The following is an 18,727-nucleotide window of genomic DNA, read 5'->3' as shown; positions in this document are numbered from 1 at the left end:
AAAGCCTAGCGGCTAAAGAATTAGTGCATTTTATTTATGAGCAAGCTAAAAACAATGTACCCATAGAATTAATACTTGATGAGCTGAAATTAGCTTCTTAGAAAAATTTTCAAGTTATTTATAGGACAAATATAGTGTGAAACACTGTAACTATATTCCTGTCAAGGAATTTGAATCTACAATTGGTATTTCAACTTCTTAAATTAAAGAAGTTAAGTCATTAATATAAATTAATTCAACTTTCGCATATAAATTTTAAGTTCTACACTATACAAGGCATATATATAACTTTCAAAGCTCCTTCTTCCATATATATGTAGCTTATTACATTTCATCTATTATAATAGCCTATATATTATTTGTATTCAACAATCCTCATTTAAATTATCAATATTTTAATATTTTAAAAAAAGAGTAGCCATTGGCTACTCTACTGCATAACTATCAAAATATCCTTGAATTAATACTATTGGAGTCCCCTTATCTCCACTGCCACTAGTCAAATCACATAAACTTCCCAAAAGATCTGTAAGTTGTCTTGGGGTTGTTCCTAGTTTTTCTCCTTCTGAACCTTCATTACTTGTCTTTTCCATAATTTTCTTCTTCATAGCTTCCGCCATGTCTTTAGCATTTAAATTTTTAAGTTCATTGTCCGCAATATACTTTAATTTTATCTCATTAGGCGTGCCCTTAAGACCATCTGTATATCCAGGAGATACCACTGGATCTGCTAGTTCCCATATCTTACCCACTGGATCCTTAAATGCTCCATCACCATAAACCATAACCTCTACATTTTTACCAGTCTTTTCTTTTATACCCTTTTGTATATCTTCTACAGTTTTCCTACAATTTCTAGGGAATAGTTTTATTGTAGTATCAGTAGCTAAATTAGAACCTAACAAACCATAATCTGGATTAAATCCACTTCCATTTATAGACTCGTTTAGAATTTCATCTATTCCATATACAGTTTTAGCTCCAGCCTTTTTTAGCAATTTTTTAGTTCTATTTCTATCATGAATATTAGCAACTAAAATTTCTTTAGTGTATTTTAATGCTGCTCTTGGATCATTAGCAAGTATTATTTCTATATTATTATCTATAGCAATACTCTTATACATTTCCACATAATCTATTCCTGTAAATGGATGATTAACCTTATGTCCAAATAATTCTCTATACCTTTCTTCTGTTAAAACATCAGTATATGGATTAACTCCCAACTCATCCATTTTATCTACGTTCATTAAATGATTTCCCACTTCATCCGATGGGTAGTTTAGAAATAAATATATTTTTTTACCACTAGAAACTAAGCCTTTTAATATTAATGAAAATCTATTTCTGCTAAGTATTGGAAAGATAACCGCAATATCACCTTGAAATTTTTTATTTACATCCTCAGCAATATCTTTAATAGAAGCGTAGTTTCCTTGTGCTCTTGCAACTAAGGATTCTGTCACTCCTATTATATCTCTATCATTAATGCTAAATTTTTCATCCTTCATAGCTCTTAAAATTGATTCTACAACAATATTAACTAAATCGTCTCCTTGCTTTACAATAGGAGCTCTTACCCCTCTTACGGTAGTACCTACTGCTCTTGCCATATAAACATCCCCTTTTTTAAATATGGTACATATGAAATTTCTATAACTTTTGGAATATGTAAATTCCAAAAATAAATACAAACATTTATAGTACAATATTTATAAATGTACGTAATTTTAGTATTACAATGATATTATAGCATCTATATTAAAAATTTAGTAGGTTTATAGAAAATTTAGTTATAGAATTCCCCAGTTCCAAGTGTTAATACCTATCATTGCTTTTGCAATTTTGGGAATTAACACTTAAAACTGGGGAATAATGATACTTGTCCTTATTATGTCCTTGTTTAGTATTATATTTTTAAAACTGACATTAATATAGTGATTTCGAAATTTCAGTCTTTATTCTTTTTACAGGTATAATAGCTAAAATTATCATAGCTATTATAGCCTCTGGAAGTAAATATGTTCCATTGTATAGTATAGAATAAACCCATACATTTTGGCCCTCTGCAGCTGAAGCAAAGAAAACAACTCCTGATAATACATGGCATATAAATCTTAACCCTATAGCTACTAGCCCACCTACAAAAATATTTTCCTTGAAATATCCAGCAAAGCCTAAAACTCCAAAAGCTAAAACATAGTCTAGTATTAGCTGTACTGGGTGTACCACATATGGTCCTAAGATTAAATCAATTACGCCAAATATTACACCTGCTAAGCATCCTACTTTAGTGCCATAAATATAGGCTATGAATATAATAGGAATCATAGAACCCAATGTTACGGACCCACCCATAGGCATTTTCATTATCCTAAACATTTTTAGTACAGTAGCTATAGCCACAGCCATGGATACATGAAGCATAATTTTTGTAGTTAATTTAGCCTTATTCATATGTATGATTACTGCAATTAAAACTACTATAGCTATTATGCTTAAATATATTACTGGATCTGAAAAAACTGTACTGAAAGCTTCTCCAAACTTTGGAGATTTGAATTTAAAATTAAACCAATTCATTTATAATTCCTCCTTTTATTTTAATTTAATGTTTAAATTAAAATCACTAATTGTGACATAAAATAACATAAAAAAATAAACACTGCCGAAAAACAGTATTTATTGACATTATTATATGCTGCTTTCCTACGCTGGAATTACCCAGATCAGGTATAAGGGACAGGATACAAATCCATCTCAGCTTTACGCACCCCTAGCTTTCTATTTAATTTTAATATAATTATACACCTTATATATTGGTATTACAAATGAAATGCACCCTTCATATAATATTTTTAAAAATACTACATGAAAAGTGCATTTTTACAATTGCCTTAAAACACTTTTATTGGTTACTTCTATTTTTCTAAAAGATCTTCATATGGCCATCCAGTTTGTCCTTTTTCTAATATGAAAAGTCTATCCTTTTCTATATTCTTTTCTAATAAATGTTTATATGTATTTTCAGCTCCACCGCCACCTCTTGGGCATACAATAATTATTGGTTTTTTTCCTTCTAACTTTCCTAAAACATCATCAATTTTTTTCTTTTCTTCATCTGTTTTTACAGGAAATGCATAAGTTGGCATAGCGCCTTTTATATGATGTTTATCATACTCTTCTTTTACTTGAATATCTAATATTATTATATCTTCCTTTTTCTCTATAGCCTCTTTAAGCTTTTCGGCAGTATAATAATTAAAATCTTTTTTAGTAGTTGCCTTAGAGTCATTCTTTTTACATCCTACTAAAAATGTACTTAAAGTACAAATCATTAACATTAAAGTAATAAAGACCTTTTTACTTCTTTTCACATTAATCCCTCTCTTCTAATTATTTTGGTGCATCAACACACCGATTTCAATTTTATCATAATTATTTAATAAAAAAAGCATATATAGTTTTTATCTATACATGCTTTTCTATTAATTATATTTTTAAATACCAATAAACAGAGTTCTAACCTTCAGATGGAGTTTTTACTCCATCTGAAGGTTAGAACTCGTTATCCAGGGACGTAGCTGCCGTTATCCCCCACTTTGTTAGAAGTGGGAGTGTTACGGCAGATAGTCATCGGATAAATTATCGTAACAAATTAATATCTTTTAATGTTCAATCTTCCTTGTAATAATTTAATCAATGGTATTGCAAGTATTGCGCCTACAGTAACCTGCCCAATATTATTTGGAATACCCGCAAGTCCTAAAGCTAAAGCTTCACCAAAAGTATTCACCTTCATCAATACAAATTTAACTAAAATTATCTTTGTTACAAAATATCCAAAAACCATCCATGCTCCTGCTACTGCAAAAGCAAATATATTGTTAATCACATTCTTACCTTCATAGTCTCCTCTATATGCAATGGTTGTAGCAATTAAAGCCATTACCCCTTTTATTACAAAAGTGAAAGGTACATAATATGCATGTGCTGTTAATAGGTCTGCTAAACTCATTCCAACAGCAGCTGTTATAGCTCCTTTTTTCCTTCCAAATAAAATAGCTGCAAAAAATACCATGCTATCACCTAAATGATCATATCCAATACCCATCACTGTTGGAATTTGTATAAACATAGTAGATACACATATTATTGCTGTCATAAGTGCCATTTGAGTAATTTCAATTGCCTTTGAACCACTCTCTTCATTTCTTACGATATTTTGTTTCATTTAAAATTCCCCCAATATTATTATTATATTTTTCTTCTATTTACATAATATAATAAATAATTAATAAAGGGAAATGTATGGGTACACTCTTTAGATTTATTAAAGTATACAAAAAGAGACTATACTTTTGAATCACACTAGAATTCAATCATATAATCTCTAATTTTGCTAATATACATAATTTACTTATAGAAATATTTAGCTTAATCCTAATTTTTTTCTCTTATTCACAATATGCTCTTCTATATTATTTGCCACTTCTACTGGGTCATCTCCAAGAGCAATCTTACCTCCAGTTATTTCTTCCACATCTTCTGTTAATAGCTTAACCAGTTTAGGTGCACCAGTCATAAATGGCACTGGTGATAAATGAGTATATGTACCATAAGCCAGTGCAAATATGCCATCTATAGTAGCCTTTTGCTCCATCCATTCTGGAGCAGTAACTGCTATTGGAAGATCAGATATATCTAAATCCATATGGTCTGCAAGAGCAGTTACAAGCATGGATATTCTTCCCGTATCCGTACAAGTTCCAAAACTTAGTACTGGGGGGATTTTCAAAAGATTGCAAACTTCTTTCAAACCTTCTCCAGCTATATTATTAGCTGCTTCTAAGGTACAAAGTCCTGCCACCTCTAATGCGTGATTTCCACAGCCACCAGCAACAACTAATATATCTTTTTTAATTAATTCCTTTGTGAGATTCACTGTATTCCAGTCCTGCGGTCCATTTCTCAAAGTTGAGCAATTGGCCAATGCTACTATCCCTTTAATCTTACCAGCAGCAATTACATCTACTAGTGGATCCAACTTATTTCCAAGAACTTTTAAAACTGCCTCAGTAGAAAATCCTGCAATGGCCTTTTGAGTAATTTGGGGCACCATTGGCTTAACTTTATCTTTACGTTTTCTAAAGTTTTCTATTGCCAAATCAATAAGCTTATCTGCCATGGCATCTACTTTTTCAGGATCATAAGGAATTTTATACTGCAAACCTGGCAAATCTATAATAGTACTTATGCTCACCAAGGTTGCTTGATATTTTTCAGCATAATGGTCTATAGCTGGTGGCGAACAGTTTTCTTCCATAGCAAGAACATCTACCGTACCTGTAGCCAGTAATGGCTCTATGGTTAACCAGTTACCCATTAACCCTACAAAAACATCATCTACTTCAAATCTCTGTAGTAATTCTTGCCCTGTTTCAATTGACCCTACTACTCTAAGACCTTTTGCCCCAGCTGCTCTAGCTTTTTCTTGAACTTCAGCCATTTTAGCCTTTTGTATAGTAGCCACTCCGCCCCAAGGTTGATGTCCATTAAATACTATATTTACATACTCTGGATCCATAATGCCTAAATCAACATTTACCTCATGTGGCATTGGTGTTCCAAACAAAATATCTTGCACCATTTCAAGTCCAATTTGGGAATTATATATGGTAGCTATTCCTAAACGCAATGCCTTTGCTGCTAAAGATTTGTAGCTTCCATCCACATTTGTTAAGCAACTAGCCACACAATTTTGCTCTTCATGAACTGTTCCCGCAGGATATATATTTATTTTTTTCCAAAGCTCTTTTCTTTTTCTTGGGGCAAATACCTCTACCATAAGATTTTTTTGTTCAGTATCTATTTTCTGCTGGTTTTCCAATAATTCTGCTAATTGTATAGCCATGTTATTTATGTCTTGGCTGGATTCAATTCCCAATTTCTCACACATCCATTTTAATTTATCCACATCTTTAATTGTAAAGGGCGTTTTTCCTTCCCCTGTAGCCTTTAGTGTGCGAAAAGCTTCATATGCATGGTGACTATATGTACCTGCTCCCATTATATTTTTTAACAAAAAATTTCTCATAGCCATAGCATCTGGCCCAATGCCACATACTCCCTTATCCTGTCCGCTCTTTTCGCTTATCCTGCATGGCCCTTGAGAACATAACTGGCAACTTAACCCTTGTAGACAAAATTTACAACGAATTTTTTCCTGTAGTGCCCATCTATCAAATACATTGGACATTCCATCTTCTCTTATTCGCTTTAACATTTCCTCAACCGAATCGTGATAACTTACACGACCTTCTGTTTTTTCCAGTATGTTTTTATTCATAATTTTTACAGCTTTATAAAATCTATAATAATCTAAATATATATTAAAATAATAGATCTTATTCATACACTAATCACTTAAATAACACTTACATTTAACTATGATTAATGTACATAATAGCATATATAATGCTATACCATCAGCCAATGGTAATTTCTCACCTCCCTCTAAAAATATTTTCGATTTTATTCTGTGTATTTCAAGGTTATTTATACATTAAAATATTCCTTATGGCATCTATAAACAGAGCTCTTAGCTTCAGATGGAGTTTTTACTCCAACTGAAGATTAGAGATCGTTATCCAGGGACGTAGCTGCCGTTATCTCCCACTTTGTTAGAAGTGGGAGTGTTACGGCAGGTAGTCATCGGATAAAATAAGTATTTCAAAAGGAGTGGGAAAATCCTATTCTCCCACTCCAAAGTCCGTATTATTATATAAAATTTCTATATTAGGATTTTCGTCCAAAAATGAATATTTATCCTTAAACCACTTCACAAGTTGCTCATCTCTTTCTAAGTTAGATGAATTAGGAGTAAAAACATTTATTGCAGCATGAGAAAAATAGTTTAAAGCAATTTCTACATCTTTTTCAATCATTTCCTTAGTCTGACCTTTTATTCCTACCATTAAACAAGGTGATTGAAAATACTTCTTAACTTCTTCTGGAGATACAAACTTAGCATTTTTATTTAACACTATATTTCTAAAATTATAATCAAAAGTTTCCACTCCTATTTTAAAAACTATTGGTATTTTAAAGAATTCTCTCATTTCATCTAGTCTATTTCTATAGCACCAATGGCTTTCCAAAAATAATTTTTCTATATTTTTTTCTTTAATAATTTGTAATATCCTCTGTAAAGTTTCCTTTGGAAGCTCAAAGCAGCTTCCTGAATTTATTACCTCTAAAACCTTGTACTTTCCTGTAACTTTTTCAAGTACTTCTAAATTTACTTTATTTATTTCCTCTTCTGATTCCGAATTATCCAGTATATAATCACAAAAGGTACACTTACCCCATATACAAGGAAATCCTTTTAATAATACAATTTCTCTTTTATTTTTATTTTCAATAACACTATATCTATCCATACTAACTCCTTACGCATTTTTCTTTAATATTTCTTGGTAATCCCAATATTACCGGCATTACTAAGGATACTGCTACAAATTTATCGCAATAATCTGTTAAAAGTTGTACTATAAATACACTAATAACCTTGTTTACCCCTAGCACTGATAATAATTGAACTATATAAGTTGAGCCAGAAGAAGTTATACCATCAAAGACAAAAGCAGCTATTATAGCACCCACGAAAGATGAAAATATAGAAACAGCAAATACTCCTAAAGGCATTTTAATTCCTTTCATAAAACCCTTCTTAAACATTAAGCCACTTAAAAGTCCTACTAATATTTGCACCGGAGCAAAGTATAAAGAATAAATATCAAAAGTTATTCCACTAACTATACTTCCACATAGTCCTGTGGCAACTCCATATGCAGGCCCTAAAACAAATGCCACTAAAATAGTTCCTATTGAATCTAAATAAATTGGCAGTCTTAAATTTAAAGCTATGAAAGCTCCTATGATATTCAATGCAATTCCAAATCCTACTATACTTAACTTTAAAGCTGATACCTTTTTCATCTATATTACCTCTTTCACTTTGCTTATAATTTTTTTACTTTGTGGAAATAATGTTTCCAAAAACATCTGCATAAATTTAGTAGAATCCACCTGATTTAAGACTACAGCGTTATGCGGTTTATTCCAAAAATCTTCCACATCCACTATGGATTGTCCCATGGCAATTCCCTCTTCAACTACTTGAACATAAGAAGAAAAGCCGTCACATAAGGACCTATCCATAAAATAAGCAACTGCTAAAGGGTCATTAATTACACAACCTATTATACCCTCTTGTTTCCAATGAAAATCCACGTAAAATTTCGTAATATCTACAATGTATTCAGCTATTACTCCACCTAATCTCTCAATTAACTGGAGTATATTTGGTGTAAGTACTATTTTCCTAGTCACATCCAAACCTACCATGTGTATAGACTTTTCTAAATTCTTATACACATAATCCGCACCATGAGGGTCAACCCAATAATTAAACTCAGCTACTGGGGAACAGTTTCCATGACTTCTATATGAGCCTCCCATGGATATAAATTCATCTAAGTTTTCAAATGCTCTTTTATCCTTAACTAAAGCCTTTGCAATATTAGTTAGCGGTCCCAATGCTATAATTGATACATCCTTATTATTTTTCAAGGTATCAATTATAAAATCCACAGCACCAAACTTAACTATTCCACCTTCTACTTTTTTAAAGAAACATTCCCCTAGCCCATCTTCTCCATGAGTATCTTGAGCCGTTACTAGATCTCGCTTTAGAGGATTTTCTTCTCCAAAATAAACCGGCACATGAAGTGCATCACAAATTTCTAAGGCTTTTAAAGCATTTTCTACTCCTTGTTTAGCTGGAACATTTCCACAAACAATGGTAATTCCAACCACATCCAGTTTTTGTGATTTTAAAGCCAAAACCAATGCCAATGAATCATCTATTCCTGGATCACAATCAATTATTACCTTTCTTTTTTTATCCATCTTCCTTCTCCTTTACACATCTGTTTTTTAAGTGATTTTTGAGAACGGAATATACGACTTTATTTATTTTATTCCATTGTAAAACAAAAAAAGCCGTACCTAAGGATACAGCTATACCGCAGTATGATAAATCCTTAGTTTTTTATACTGGGAGTTCCCGAACCAGTCCCACTTTAAATTAATTTAAGTGGATTTATGGATTTATATATTTTTAAAGACTAATTGATTATATCATAAATTTCATAAATATAAATAGTAAAATTTAATATTAAATAAGACATTTGTCGTAACTACTTAAAATTATTTTATGGTAAAGTAAAATGAATCTTATAACATGAAAGGAGGAAAGCTTTAGTGCGTGTTTCTTATTTATTATAAATACACTCATTAAAGATAATTTATGAATAATCTAATTTCAACTTTTATAGGAGCTTTAATAGCTATAATGATTATGCTAAATGGAACTTTATCTAAAAGTCTAGGGAACTACACTTCTAGTGTAATTATTCATATCATTGGACTTTTTTCCATGATAATAGTATTGCTAATAAGCAAATCAAAAATTAAAATTCAAAAGAATATTCCTTTATACTTGTATAGCGCTGGTGCTATTGGTGTTTTTACTGTTCTTTTTAACAACATAAGTTTTTCAGCCGTTGGCGCCTCTGTAACTATTGCCTTAGGCTTACTTGGACAATCTCTTGCATCTATTCTCATAGATCATTTTGGTTTACTAGGAATGAATTATGTTAAATTTAGAAAAAAGAAAATAATTGGATTAGTATTCATAACTTTAGGAATCTATGTAATGACTGTTTTTTAAAGGAGGATCACCCATGTTTTATATACTTATATCTATCCTAGCTGGTGTTTCTATTGTAGTAGCTAGAATCATTAATTCAAACTTAGCAAATGAAATTGGTATATTTCAAGGTACCTTTTTCAATTATGTTACAGGATTAGTCCTTTCATTTATATTCTTATTTTTTAGTAATGAAACTTTAAAACTCTCTATTTCAAAAACAAACTGTATACCTTCCTGGGCTTACTTAGGTGGAATGGTCGGTGTTTTAGTAGTTGTTCTATCCAGTTATATTACTCCAAAAATATCTGCTTTCTATTTAACTTTGCTTATTTTTATAGGTCAGCTATTTATAGGCATTATTATTGATTATTTTACTTTAAATAAATTATCCATAGGCAAAATCCTAGGTGGAATTTTGGTGTTAATCGGACTTTCTTATAATTTAACTGTAGATAAAAATCCCGAACCCAATTCTTTACAATAAGCATATAGTAAGTAGCACTCTTTCAGTGCTATTTATTATTCTGCAAATTAATCTTTGTTATCGTTTTGAGTAAATTTATATATTTTTGTATTTTTATTACATATATGATAAAGCAGTACCTACGTGTACTGCTTATTTAATTATAATTTTAATTTTATTAATAAAAAAATTAAAATTTTTATTTTTTTAAGAAGGATTTTAAAAAAATACATAGAATATTAACAATGTAAAAAATTCCATTGAATAAATTACCTTAATTGCCTTTATATACGGAAGATTATTACACTAATCTCTTAAAATCATATTTTGTTATTCTTATTTTTTAACATAATATTAAGCTTAAATAGAAAGGCGGTGTTTCCCAATGTACTACATAACCTATACCAATAAAAAAAACAAAAAATAATTTTTAGGGGGTTATTTTAATGAAAAAAATATTAGGCTTTTCACTTACATCTATGTTATTGCTAAATTCAGCAATAGTTAGTGCAGTTCCAAGTAATACTAATTTAATCAATCCATCAAACAAAGAATTTAAACAGGTAAAAATAGTTGAAAAATTCAATAAAAAATCAAGAAAATCTGGAAAAGAATTTAAAATTCATTTAAACAAAGCTAATGGAAATCCAAATTTTATTATTGGAGATCTTGCTGAGAATTCAGTAAATACATCCAAAGATGCTGAGAAATTTATGACTGAAAATAAAGATGTGTTTAAACTAGAAACTGGTGGTTTTGTAAATAAGGACACCCAATCAGATAAACTTGGTATGAAACACTATAAAAACAAACTAGTTGTGGATGGAATTCCTGTTTATGGATCAGAGGTTGTAGTTCACACAACTGCTAATGGTAATGTATATGGACTAAGTGGTAACGTAACTAGTGAAGTACCTTATAAAAATTGGAATAAGCAATTCAAACTTAATTCTGATAAGGCTATTAAAATAGCCGAAAACTCTCTAAATATTAAAGGAAAAAATATTGAGTATACTGCTAAACCAAAGGCAGAACCTTATATATATAACAAAGATGGCAGCTGGATTCCAGTATATCATGTTACAATGCAATTTTTGAGTCCATTCCCTGCTAATATGAAGGTTTTTGTTAATGCTTCAAATGGTACTATTGTAGATTCAAAAAATTTGGTTAAAACATCTGCTACTACTGGTACAGGCGTAGGATTATACGGAATAAGAAATATTAACCTTGACTTAATAAATAATCAATACTATATGAGAGATTTAACAAAAAATACAACAATAGAAACCTATACTGCTAACTATGGTTCTTCTTTACCTGGCACAGTGGTAAACGATGCAGATAATAAATTTGATTCCTCATCACAATTTGATGCTGTAGATGTTCACTATAATTCAGGTGCTGTTTACGACTTCTACAAAAATAACTTTAATATAAATAGCTTTGACAATAGAGGTACTACTATCAAATCTACAGTTTTATATAGAGATCCAAGATATCCTAACGAACCTTTTGATAATGCATTTTGGAATGGAAGTCAAATGGTTTATGGCGATTGTAGCGGCACATACTTTGATCACATAGGATCAGCTCTTGATGTTGTTGGTCATGAATTTACTCATGCAATTACAGATAGAACTGCTAATTTAGAATATGAATATCAATCCGGCGCTTTAAATGAATCTTTCTCAGATGTATTCGGATATTTTATTGAGGGAGAAAATAATGACTGGTTAATGGGAGAAGATTGTTATACTCCAAATACACCTAATGATGCTTTAAGAAGTTTAGCAGACCCTACTTTATATGGACAACCTGCTCACATGGACAATTATAGAAACCTTCCAAATACTCAACAAGGTGACTGGGGCGGAGTTCATATTAATAGTGGTATTCCAAATAAAGCATTCTACCTTGCAGCAACATCAATTAACGATAATTCTAAGCTACAACAGGTGTACTATAGAGCTTTAACTTTATATTTAACACAATACTCTCAATTTATAGATGCTAAAAATGCATTAGTACAAGCAGCTAACGATTTATATCCTGGAACAACAATAGCTCAAAAAATATCTGATGCATTTGCACAAGTTGGTATAGGACAAGCTTCTTCTGCTAGTGACACATATGAATCAAACAATACACTTTCTACAGCCTATGGACCTTTATCTAGCGGAACTTCCTATAAATCATATATATATTCACCAACAGATATTGATTATTTCTACTTCAATACTTCAAGAACTGGAACTATAACTGTAAGTTTAACAAATCTTCCAAAGGATTATGATGTGTATCTATTAAATTCATCTGGAAGAATAGTTGCTAGATCAACAAGATCAAGCACTTCAAATGAAACTATATACTATAGCGCTCGAACAACAGGTAAGTTCTATGTAAAAATTGTAGGCTACGGTGGTGCATATAGCCAAAGTGGAGCGTATTCATTAAATGTAAATTATCCAAGATAAATATAATATAAACAGAGCTCTTAGCTTCAGATGGAGTTTTTACTCCAACTGAAGGTTAGAGATCGTTATCCAGGGACGTAGCTGCCGTTATCTCCCACTTTGTTAGAAGTGGGAGTGTTACGGCAGGTAGTCATCGGATAAACTATTAGTTCATTGTAAAGTCCCAAAAATAGAGCCCTCTCATATTTTTGGGACTTCTTTTATTCAAATTTAAACATTAAAAATTTTTGCTCTTTATTTAGTAATTCTTCAAATAATATATGGCAAGTTGCGTCCTATCTCTTAATTGTAACTTTTCAAGTAAATTTGTTACATAATTTCTTACAGTACCTTCACTTAAATAAAGTATTTTTGAAATTTCTTTATTAGACATTCCCTCTCCTATAAGTTTAAGAATTTCAAATTCTCTTTCACTTAAGGAAATTTTATTTTCACATTTTTTATTACTTTCAATCATACACATTATAGAATTCAAAATTTCGCTTTGAAATACACCATTACCATTATAAACTGTCCTAATACTTTCTATAATATTGTCTGATGACTGATTTTTTAATATATACCCTTCTGCTCCATTTTTTATAGCCTCTGCTATATACTCATCATCCTTAAAAGTAGTTAAAATAATTACTTTAATATTAGGATTTTCACTCTTAACTTCCTTTGTAGCTAAAACTCCATCTAAAGTAGGCATCCTAACATCCATAAGTACTATATCAGGATTTTTCTTTCTGCAAAGTTCTATTGCTTCTCTGCCATTTGAAGCAGTTCCTATAACCTGAATATCCTCTTCAATATCTAGGATTAATTTAAGACTGTCCCTTATTAATCCATCATCATCGACTATTATAATCCTCAAAAATATTCACCCCCAAGCTTTCCATAGGAATAACACAAACTATTAAAAATCCATCATTATTATCTATAGATATACTTCCCCCTAAATTTTTTATTCTTTCCCTCATTCCACTTATTCCTAAGCCCTCTTTTATATGAGCACATCCTACTCCATTATCTTTTATATAAAGTCTTATATACTTCTCATTAGTTTCCAAATTTATATTTATAGTATCTGCCATAGAATGCTTAGAAGCATTAGTTAAAGCCTCTCTTATGTTTGTAGCTATAATCTCCATTATATTAGATGGTATGTTATTAAAATTCCCTCTATAATTAAAGTTAATTTTGCAATAATTGAAGCTTTCTATTATTTTATTTATATAATTTATACCTATAGATTCTACTGGTTTTATATTGTGTACCGTTTCTCTTAAAAGTGATAAAGCTTCAGATAGTTCATTAATAGATTTCTCCAGTAGCTTGTCAGATTTTTCTCTGTCTCTATTTTTTATTTTAAATGCTGCTTGTAATTGCATATAAATACCAGCTATATTGTGTCCTACTGTATCATGTATCTCTCTTGCTATTCTATTTCTCTCTCTAACTTCCGCCAAATGCTCTATTTCTATATAAGATCTAATAAGCCTATTTTTAGTACCCTCCAGTTCATATCTTATCCTTCTTTCAGAATCATATAATTCCCTGTGTTTTTTCTGCTCTTTTATATATTTACTATAAATATACCCATAAAGATTAACCATAAAAAACAACAAAGTATTTATAGGTATTTCATCAGGATTAGAATTTATAGCTATAGGTACAATAAACAATAATCCAAAGTAGTTTTCCTTTTTTATTAATTCATAAGAGCACGGAGCTAGAAAAATAATAAAATCTTTTATATAAAAGCTTATAATAACAATTATTATTGCCTCTAAAAATATAAACATTTTGGATCTAAGATATCTATCTGTTAAAATATCCATAATAGCAACTATTAAAATTGATGTAATTAAAAAATGAGAAACTTCTTTTTTTATTATACTCATGGCAATTATAAAACTATAAAAGCTTAATTTAAATATATATTCCATAATATACCCCTTTAATAATAGGTTTTAATTACTTTTCTAAAAAACTATATCATGATAAAACACAAAAGGTATAATGTGGTTGAATTATGAAATTTCATAATTACAGTAGTATAATACCTTTTGTGGGACAATCATACCATAATATCTATATTACAGTATATTTGAAAAGTTATCCATATGCAAAATCATCAGTTTAAAATAGAATTTTAACTTTAACTAAAATTTAAGACCGAAACTCCTTTAGAACCTTTTTTACAAAATACAAATTTAAGAAATCCACTAGGAATTTGAACCCTCATTTTACATTCTAAATTCTAAATAAAAAAAACAATATAAAGCGTGGATATTATGTGCGAAAGCTAGGTTTATTAATTAACAAGGCAGGAATCCTTGTTTCCTGCCTACTTTTATTTTACATCTGGTTTAAATTATTATATCTTTCTTTCTCCATGAAGCTAGAAGTAAAAATACTACAGTAAAAAGCATTAATATTGATATCTCTGGCAATACACCATATAAAGTTTTTCCATACATAAGTTTTTCTGCAGCCGATAGCATCCATGTTATAGGTATAAATTTAGATATGACCTGTAATATTGGTGGCATAACATCTCTAGGCCAAAAACATCCTCCAAGCATAGCCATTGGAGTAACTAATAGATTTGAAACAGTCGAAGCTGTTCTCATATCCTTAGCATTGCTAGAAATAAATAAGGCAAAAGCCACAACCAATATTGAAAAAATTATAAATAAAGAAAACATATTTATTATTGATGGAAATTTTATATTTAATACCTTAATCATAAACGTAAATATTGCTGTTACTTGTATTGCTAGAACTACTAAAAAACTCAAAAGATTTTGCAAGGTATAACTTCTGGGCTTAATTGGACCTGTAAATATTCTATAGTATACTTTTGTTTCTTTATCTTCCAATATAATTGGAGTAATATTAACCCCTAACATTAACATATTATATGCTAAAAATCCTAAAGAAAATAAAGTATTTTTCTTGCTTACTGAATCATTGCTCATACTTTTATATTTTACCTCAAACATTCCTTTTTCATATTTATTCATGGCTTTATAGAAAAGTTTTTCATTACCTTTAGCTGTTTTTCCTATAGTTTTTGCAGCCGCAATAAAACTTTCCATACTAAATTTAGGTGCTATAGATGCATTTGTTCCATTTATTGCAAACCCCTTTATATTAACATTCTTTCCCTCTATTAAGTTTTTGGTAAAATCCTTAGGAATTTGAATTACATAATCATTTTTAAGATTAATTAAAGATTCCTTTATTTCAGATTCCTTTAAATAATTTATTTTATTTTCCTTACCTACTTGCTTTATGAGAAGTTTAGTAAGTTTAGTATTATCATTATCTACAACTCCAATAGAAAATTTAGAACCACCGTTATTAAACATAATAATTAAAAATATAAGAATTGTCGGACAAATAACCATAAATAAAAGGTTAGTTTTTGATTTAAATATTCTCTTTAAATTATTCCCAAATATGGTCATTGCAAAGGTCTCCTCCTTTCTACCACTACAGATATAATAAGACATAAAACTATACCAATCCACATAGCTAAAATACTAGAATTGATTAATTCTGTATTTGAACCATATATAGAGTTAAACATTGCATTATGAGCCATACCGTTTGGTATAAAATGCATTATCTTATTATAAGTCTCATTATTATTAGCATTTTTTGAGTATCCACCAGATACAAATGTAAAAACTACCACAAGTATATTTAAAATTCCAGCGGCTTTGTCATCTTTTCTAACCAATGTTGCCATCGCCATTCCTATAAAATTAGATAATACAGACATACTAAATATAATAAATACTATTAATCCCATATTGCTACCATAATTAGCCTTAAAAGCATATTTTGCAATTAACATTAATATTAAACCTTCAAAAAAAACTGTTAATACAGATGCAGAAATATATCCAATTAGAATTTCTATTTTTCTTGTTGGAGTGTTTGTAACTCTTATTCCTTGCTCTTTATATATTTCCGATATAGCATACTTCCCATAAAGTGATCCATACATAAGTGTCATAACTAACATGGTTACAGCGTAATAGTCTATAGCTTTTGGAATTTTTCCGCTAATATCAATAGAAGAATCTATTATGCTATTATTTCCTTCCGCATACTTATCATTTCCCCCTATAGTGTAGGAGGCATAAACTGCGTTTGCCCCATTTACAAATCCATTTAAAAGATTTTTAGTAATTTCAGTTTGTATGTTGTTCCTTTGATTATATAAGGATATACCTATTTTTTTACCATTCCTTATATTTTCCGTAGAATCCTTATCCATATATATAAAGCTACCTCTCTCATTAGCTTTTATACTTTCTAGTCCTTCTTTTTTACTTTTAACTTTTTTTACTTCTACTATATCCTTTAATTCATCAGATGTTATATACTTTTCAAAACTCCTTGTCATCTCATTTCTATCTTCAATGCAATAATATACTTTTGCTTTTCCTATATCTCCAGGTGTATATTGACTTTTTAGAGCAGTGCCCAGTATTAATATAACCACTACAGGAAGGAGCAGCATGTTGGCTAAAACTTTTTTATCTCTAAAATTTCTTCTTAAATTATAAAGTATTATATATAAAATCTTCATATGTGTCCCCTCCTAATCTCTTAATTTTCTACCCGTAAGTGTTAAAAATACTCCTTCTAAAGTTGGCTTATCCACATTTATTTTATTTATGTCTATACCATTATTTACAATAACATCTATTATTGTACCTAGGTTCTTACTGTTCTTATTTGATATTACTTCCATAGAATTTTCATCTACAACACAATCCTTTACTCCTGGTATCTTTTTTATATTTTCCACTACGGTATAGTTAATACCAGAAAGCTCCATGGTTATTTTATCTTCTGTAGAAATAAGCGCCTTTAGTTCTTCATTTGTACCCCTTGCAATTATTTTACCTTTATCCATTATTACTATTTCATCACATATCTCTTCTATTTCCTCCATGTAATGAGACGTATATATTACCGTTGACCCCCTTTGGTTTAATTTTTTTACCGAATTTAATATATGCTTTCTGGATTGTGGATCTATTCCTACTGTTGGCTCATCCATAATTATTAATTTAGGCTTATGAACTATGGCACAAGCGATGTTAAGTCTTCTCCTCATTCCACCAGAATACTGCTTCGGATAATCTTTTCTTCTATCCCAAAGCCCAGTAAACTCTAAAGCCTCTTTTACACTATTTTTTAATGTCTCACCTTTTAAACCATACAATCTACCGAAAAAAGTAACATTTTCATAAGCCTTCAAATCCCAAAATAACGCAATATCTTGTGGTACAACACCTATTTGGGCCTTGATCTCCATTTCATTTGCCCATAATTCTTTTCCAAAAACTTTTATTTCTCCTGAGTCTATTTTTGAAAGACCTATTATGGTATTTATAGTAGTGGTTTTACCAGCACCATTAGGTCCTAATAATCCAAATATCTGTCCTTCCTTTATAGCTAAACTGGCATTATCCACTGCTAAAAATTCTCCATATCTCTTTACTAAATTTTTTATTTCTAGTATCATAATATCCCCCTCTTTCTACAATCTTTATCTGTAATCTAATAGCTCAAATGGCACATATCCTATAAGTGAAATATGTATTGCTGTTTCTATAATATTATAGTACTAAAATTACCAGCTTCGTTATAGTGATAAAAATAATAAATATAGGATGACATTTGTCACATTTTCATTAATAATTCTTTATATAACTTTTAAAAATTCTATTGTTAGCTCTCCTACAAGCTTGTGTTGTTTGTTTTTATTTTAAATACCCAATACCTCACTACTATTTATACAATTTATTTTTGTAATAACCATCTAATAGATACAATGCACCAAAAGATAATAAGCAAGCTTCGTATACTTCAGAAGTTTAGCACTTAAAAATTTTTGGGGCGTGAGCCCGCTGATTTATAATGAATGATTGAGGGTTAGGTTAAAAACCATAAATTCTGATTTTTGCTGGAAATTTTAGAGAAAAAATTTGCATA

The 18,727-nt window shown here is 30.1% G+C and carries 16 protein-coding genes and 2 riboswitches; of the genes, 3 read left to right on the top strand and 13 right to left on the bottom strand.

The annotated features are described in order from the left end of the window. Positions 1 to 425: 425 nt before the first annotated feature. The 8 genes from FGK85_RS11630 to FGK85_RS11595 form a co-directional block, all read right to left on the bottom strand. Complete coding sequence (locus FGK85_RS11630) at positions 426 to 1,613, bottom strand: coenzyme F420-0:L-glutamate ligase (protein WP_138206815.1); 1,188 nt, start codon at positions 1,611 to 1,613, stop codon at positions 426 to 428. 316 nt (positions 1,614 to 1,929) lie between these two features. Next, positions 1,930 to 2,583, bottom strand: a complete 654-nt coding sequence (thiT, locus tag FGK85_RS11625) for an energy-coupled thiamine transporter ThiT (RefSeq protein ID WP_138206813.1) — start codon at positions 2,581 to 2,583, stop codon at positions 1,930 to 1,932. Between the two features lie 106 nt (positions 2,584 to 2,689). After that, positions 2,690 to 2,788, bottom strand: a riboswitch (TPP riboswitch). Between the two features lie 133 nt (positions 2,789 to 2,921). Next, a complete protein-coding gene (locus FGK85_RS11620; protein WP_243122864.1) occupies positions 2,922 to 3,377 on the bottom strand; it encodes a rhodanese-like domain-containing protein in 456 nt (151 codons plus the stop codon). Between the two features lie 281 nt (positions 3,378 to 3,658). Beyond that, the gene (locus FGK85_RS11615; RefSeq protein WP_138206811.1) at positions 3,659 to 4,234 is read right to left on the bottom strand and encodes an ECF transporter S component; all 576 of its coding nucleotides are present in this window, start codon (positions 4,232 to 4,234) and stop codon (positions 3,659 to 3,661) included. Positions 4,235 to 4,432: 198 nt separating this feature from the next. Further along, positions 4,433 to 6,415, bottom strand: coding sequence for an anaerobic carbon-monoxide dehydrogenase catalytic subunit (cooS, locus tag FGK85_RS11610; protein WP_138206809.1), 1,983 nt, complete (start codon positions 6,413 to 6,415; stop codon positions 4,433 to 4,435). Positions 6,416 to 6,752: 337 nt separating this feature from the next. Beyond that, positions 6,753 to 7,442, bottom strand: a complete 690-nt coding sequence (locus FGK85_RS11605; protein ID WP_138206807.1) for a radical SAM protein — start codon at positions 7,440 to 7,442, stop codon at positions 6,753 to 6,755. 1 nt (position 7,443) lies between these two features. Continuing rightward, positions 7,444 to 8,001, bottom strand: coding sequence for an ECF transporter S component (locus tag FGK85_RS11600; protein ID WP_138206805.1), 558 nt, complete (start codon positions 7,999 to 8,001; stop codon positions 7,444 to 7,446). Beyond that, a complete protein-coding gene (locus tag FGK85_RS11595; RefSeq protein WP_138206803.1) occupies positions 8,002 to 8,973 on the bottom strand; it encodes a nucleoside hydrolase in 972 nt (323 codons plus the stop codon). 128 nt (positions 8,974 to 9,101) lie between these two features. Further along, a riboswitch (PreQ1 riboswitch) is annotated at positions 9,102 to 9,145 on the bottom strand. A 228-nt stretch (positions 9,146 to 9,373) separates the two neighbouring features. On the opposite strand from FGK85_RS11595, the gene FGK85_RS11590 reads away from it, so the two are divergent. From FGK85_RS11590 to FGK85_RS11580, 3 genes are all read left to right on the top strand, one after another. Then, positions 9,374 to 9,796, top strand: a complete 423-nt coding sequence (locus FGK85_RS11590) for a DMT family transporter (RefSeq protein ID WP_138206801.1) — start codon at positions 9,374 to 9,376, stop codon at positions 9,794 to 9,796. A 13-nt stretch (positions 9,797 to 9,809) separates the two neighbouring features. Continuing rightward, positions 9,810 to 10,262 carry a DMT family transporter gene (locus FGK85_RS11585; protein ID WP_138206799.1) on the top strand — a complete coding sequence of 151 codons (453 nt, stop codon included), beginning with the start codon at positions 9,810 to 9,812 and terminating at the stop codon, positions 10,260 to 10,262. A 425-nt stretch (positions 10,263 to 10,687) separates the two neighbouring features. Beyond that, complete coding sequence (locus tag FGK85_RS11580; RefSeq protein WP_138206797.1) at positions 10,688 to 12,718, top strand: M4 family metallopeptidase; 2,031 nt, start codon at positions 10,688 to 10,690, stop codon at positions 12,716 to 12,718. Positions 12,719 to 12,956: 238 nt separating this feature from the next. On the opposite strand, the gene FGK85_RS11575 is transcribed toward FGK85_RS11580, so the two are convergent. From FGK85_RS11575 to FGK85_RS11555, 5 genes are all read right to left on the bottom strand, one after another. Next, positions 12,957 to 13,577 (bottom strand): response regulator transcription factor, encoded by a 621-nt coding sequence (locus tag FGK85_RS11575; RefSeq protein WP_138206795.1) that lies wholly within the window; start codon positions 13,575 to 13,577, stop codon positions 12,957 to 12,959. Further along, a complete protein-coding gene (locus FGK85_RS11570) occupies positions 13,555 to 14,652 on the bottom strand; it encodes a sensor histidine kinase (protein ID WP_138206793.1) in 1,098 nt (365 codons plus the stop codon). The genes FGK85_RS11575 and FGK85_RS11570 overlap by 23 nt, the downstream gene beginning before the upstream one ends. A 423-nt stretch (positions 14,653 to 15,075) precedes the next feature. Continuing rightward, on the bottom strand, positions 15,076 to 16,179 hold the full coding sequence (locus tag FGK85_RS11565; RefSeq protein ID WP_138206791.1) for an ABC transporter permease: 1,104 nt from the start codon (positions 16,177 to 16,179) through the stop codon (positions 15,076 to 15,078). Continuing rightward, positions 16,176 to 17,312 carry an ABC transporter permease gene (locus tag FGK85_RS11560; RefSeq protein ID WP_138206789.1) on the bottom strand — a complete coding sequence of 379 codons (1,137 nt, stop codon included), beginning with the start codon at positions 17,310 to 17,312 and terminating at the stop codon, positions 16,176 to 16,178. The genes FGK85_RS11565 and FGK85_RS11560 overlap by 4 nt, the downstream gene beginning before the upstream one ends. Before the next feature lie 12 nt (positions 17,313 to 17,324). Then, positions 17,325 to 18,257 carry an ABC transporter ATP-binding protein gene (locus FGK85_RS11555; RefSeq protein WP_138206787.1) on the bottom strand — a complete coding sequence of 311 codons (933 nt, stop codon included), beginning with the start codon at positions 18,255 to 18,257 and terminating at the stop codon, positions 17,325 to 17,327. Positions 18,258 to 18,727 lie beyond the last annotated feature (470 nt).

The sequence above is a fragment of the Haloimpatiens lingqiaonensis genome (assembly GCF_901447495.1).
GTDB classification, from domain to species: Bacteria; Bacillota; Clostridia; order Clostridiales; family Clostridiaceae; genus Haloimpatiens; species Haloimpatiens lingqiaonensis.
The sequence above is the reverse complement of the archived record's forward strand: the minus strand, read 5'-3'. Positions and strand labels throughout refer to the sequence as shown.